Origin of the sequence: Trichloromonas sp. (assembly GCF_041583255.1) — a bacterium.
Lineage (GTDB): Bacteria > Desulfobacterota > Desulfuromonadia > Desulfuromonadales > Trichloromonadaceae > Trichloromonas.
Genome location: NZ_JBFHGD010000287.1, coordinates 1 through 3,388, shown reverse-complemented (window position 1 = coordinate 3,388; position 3,388 = coordinate 1). Strand labels below are relative to the sequence as shown.

The following is a 3,388-nucleotide window of genomic DNA, read 5'->3' as shown; positions in this document are numbered from 1 at the left end:
GTACATACTCGACATCGACCTCGTAGAGGGTTTCGATGTGGTCGGAGACGAAGGAGACGGGCACGATCAGCAGGTTCTCGCAACCGTCTTCGGCCAAGCGGTCGATCACCTCCTCGGTCCCCGGCTCCATCCACTGCACGGGGCCGCTGCGGCTCTGGAAAGCGACGTGCCAGGGGCGGCCTGGGAGGCGTTCCATCACCCCCTTGACCGTGGCCATGACATGTTCGAGATAGGGGTCGCCGCGGTCGATGAACTTCTGCGGCAGGGCATGGGCGCTAAAGAGGATCTGCACATCGTCGCGCACCAGCTCGTGGAAATATTCGAGCCCCGCCTCGATCCGGCCGGCCAGGGCATCGAGATAGCCGGGCCAGTCGAACCACTGCTCGATCACCGAAAACTGCAGACCGGGATAAACCCGTTCGGCGGTCTGACGGAAATCCTTGAGGCTGCTGCCGGTGGTGGCGCCGGTGTAATGGGGATACATGGAGAGGACCACCGCCTGCTTGACGCCGTCGGCGGCCATCTGCCGCAGCACCTGTTCGGCCCGGGGCTGCCAGTAGCGCATCACCACGTAGGGGCGATACTCGGAACCGAGGCAGCCGGCGATCCCCTCGGCCTGTCGACTGGTCCAGTGCAGCAGGGGCGAGGCGCCGCCGATGTCCCGGTAGTTTTCCACCACCTTGCGGGAGCGAAAAAAAGAAATCAGTCGGGCAAAGGGCTTCTGCAGCACGCTCCCCAGGGGGAGCTGGATCAGGTCCCGGTCGGAAAAGAGGTTATACAGAAAGGGGCGAACCGCGTTGAGGGAATCAGGCCCCCCCATGTTCAGCAGAACGATACCGATTGGGGATTGGGTGTCCATGGCGTTCCATACACGAAGGGCGGGTTTAACCCCGCCCCTCGCTTGATGACGAATGAATTATTTCTGGCTGAGACGATGCACGCACTCGACCATGAACTTGGCGTGCTCGGGATCGACGGTCGGCAGGATACCGTGGCCCAGGTTGAAGATGTGCCCTGGACGACCGGCGTTCTCGTCAAGAATCCGCTTGACCTCGCTCTCGATGTGAGGCTTGGGCGCATAGAGGACCGTGGGATCGAGGTTGCCCTGCACGGCGATCTCGTCTCCCAGCATGTCTCTTGCCTTGCCGAGGCTGACGTGCCAATCGAGCCCGACCACGTCGGAACCGGCCTTGCGCACGCTCTTGAGCATGGTGCCCGCGCCCTTGACGAAGTGAATGATCGGAACGCCGTTGCGGTTGAGGCCGTTGATCAGCTTGGTGGTGTAGGGAAGGATATACTTCTCGTAGTCGAGGGGCGAAACGATACCGCCCCAGGTGTCAAAGATCTGGATGGCCTGGGCCCCGGCGGCGATCTGCGCGTTGAGATACAGACGGGACATCTCGGTAATCTTGTCCATCAGCGCAGCATAAAGCTCCGGAGCCCCGTACATCATCCGCTTGATCTGGGCAAAATCCTTGCTTCCCTTGCCTTCGACCATGTAACAGGCCAGGGTGAAGGGGGCGCCGCCGAAACCGATCAGCGGAACCCGGCCTTCAAACTCGCGGCGCAGGATCTTGATGGTCTCCAGCACGTAGGGAACGTCTTCTTCCATCACCGGGATGCGCAGGGCGTCGATGTCGGCCTTGCTTCGCACCGGGTTTTCGAAAACCGGGCCGGGGACGAAATCAAGCTTGAGCCCCATCGGCTCGACCGGGGTCAGGATGTCGGAGAAGAGGATCGCGGCATCGGCACCGAGATAATCGATCGGCTGGATGGTGACTTCGGCGGCCAGTTCCGGAGTTTTGCACAGCTCGAGGAAGGTGCAGTTCTTGCGAACCGCCATGTATTGGGGCAGGTAGCGGCCGGCCTGGCGCATCAGCCAAACAGGAGTACGATCGACGGGCTGGCCCCAGCAGGCCTTGATGAAATTGTATTCGGTGCTCATGGGAAAACCTCCGTTATGAAAACAACTGATTGGTTATTGGTGATGGGGAGTGGTCAGAGGCGGTTGCCGATGACCACTCACGAGCCACCAATCACAGATTTTTTGCCGCGTTTTCGGCCGCCTCTTGTTCCATCCGCTTGCGGGTGCGGTTGGGGATGTAATTGCAGAACGGCTCTTCGGCCATGTAGTCGCCGTAAACGGCGTCGGCGCGGGCCCGGCAGCCGCCGCAGACGTTGATGAACTCGCATTCGCCGCACTTGCCGGTATATTTTTTAAAATCGCGCAGATCGTTGAAGACCTTGGAATTGTACCAGAGATCCCTGAACGGCACCTGCTTGACGTTGCCGACCGAGGAATGGAAATAGGAGCAGGGCTTGAGGTTACCGAAGCAGTCGATCAGGCAGATGGTCTGGGCGGCGATGCAGCCCTTGCCGCCGCCGGTGGAGAAGGTCAGGCTGCGGCGCTGAAAATCAACCCCTTCGGCCTTGGCCATCTGCGGCACGATGCGGTAATAGTGGGGAGCGCAGGTCGGGCGCATGAGGATCTCGTCCTCCCCCTTTTCCTGCTCGTAGTGCCAGGCGAGGATCTCTTCGTAATCCTCCTTGGTAATCAGCTCGCTCATGATCTCTTCGCCGCGGCCGGTCGGCACGATCATGAACATGTACCAGGCGGTCGCCCCCATCCCCTTGGCCACCTTGAAGGTTGCGCCGATATCGTGCTGGTTGCGCTTGGTGAAGGAGGAATTGATCAAAAACTTGATGCCGTTGCGCTTGAGGGTTTCGGCCGCTCGCACTACCCCTTCGAAGGCCCCGGGGCAGGAGCGGAAGTCGTCGTGGATGGCGGCGGTCGAACCGTCGAGCGACAGCGAGACCATCTTGATGTCGGCCTCTTTCATCTGCGCACAGACCTCGTCGGTGATCAGGGTGCCGTTGGTCGCCATGCACATCCGCAGTCCCTTGGAGGTTCCGTATTTGGCAATGTCGAAGATATCCTCGCGCAGCAGCGGTTCGCCGCCGGAGAGGACCATGACCGGCTGGCTCACCTCGCAGATGTCGTCGATCAGCTTGAAGGCTTCTTCAGTGTTGAAATCCCCCACCGCCGCATTCATATCGGAAGAACAGCGGCAGTGCACACAGTTGAGATTGCAGCGCTGGGTCGATTCCCAGGCAATCCATTTGGGGATGAATTTTTCAGCAGTGTCCGTCATGAAAACTCCCTTCGAGAGGCACCTCTTGCCTGTTTCCTGCAAATTTCCAGATATTAACCCAGATCAGCACAGGATGACAAGATTTTAGGGGGATCCTTTTCTTTGCCGGCGGCGAAAAACGTGAAGGCGGACCCAGGGGCCCGCCTCCGGCAATCTGATCTATGTAAGGGTGTTCGCTTCAGGTGTCCACACCGCCATTATCGTGGTCGACGGTGTCGACAGCAAAGAGTTCGTTG

The 3,388-nt window shown here is 59.8% G+C and carries 3 protein-coding genes; all 3 read right to left on the bottom strand.

The genetic code is table 11. The features are described 5' to 3' along the window. Nucleotides 1-859, bottom strand: an 859-nt coding sequence (hemH, locus tag ABYV89_RS15710; protein WP_432823879.1) for a ferrochelatase, incomplete at its 3' end; no start/stop codon positions are given. Nucleotides 860-916: 57 nt separating this feature from the next. Continuing rightward, on the bottom strand, nt 917-1,945 hold the full coding sequence (hemE, locus tag ABYV89_RS15705; protein WP_432823878.1) for a uroporphyrinogen decarboxylase: 1,029 nt from the start codon (nt 1,943-1,945) through the stop codon (nt 917-919). 91 nt (nt 1,946-2,036) lie between these two features. Next, the gene (locus tag ABYV89_RS15700; RefSeq protein ID WP_432823877.1) at nt 2,037-3,152 is read right to left on the bottom strand and encodes a radical SAM protein; all 1,116 of its coding nucleotides are present in this window, start codon (nt 3,150-3,152) and stop codon (nt 2,037-2,039) included. Between the last annotated feature and the right edge of the window lie 236 nt (nt 3,153-3,388).

Bases quoted from the DNA above. Each gene is read 5' to 3' on its own strand.
- hemE (WP_432823878.1), bottom strand. From the start codon at position 1,945: ATGAGCACCGAATACAATTTCATCAAGGCCTGCTGGGGCCAGCCCGTC.
- ABYV89_RS15700 (WP_432823877.1), bottom strand. From the start codon at position 3,152: ATGACGGACACTGCTGAAAAATTCATCCCCAAATGGATTGCCTGGGAA.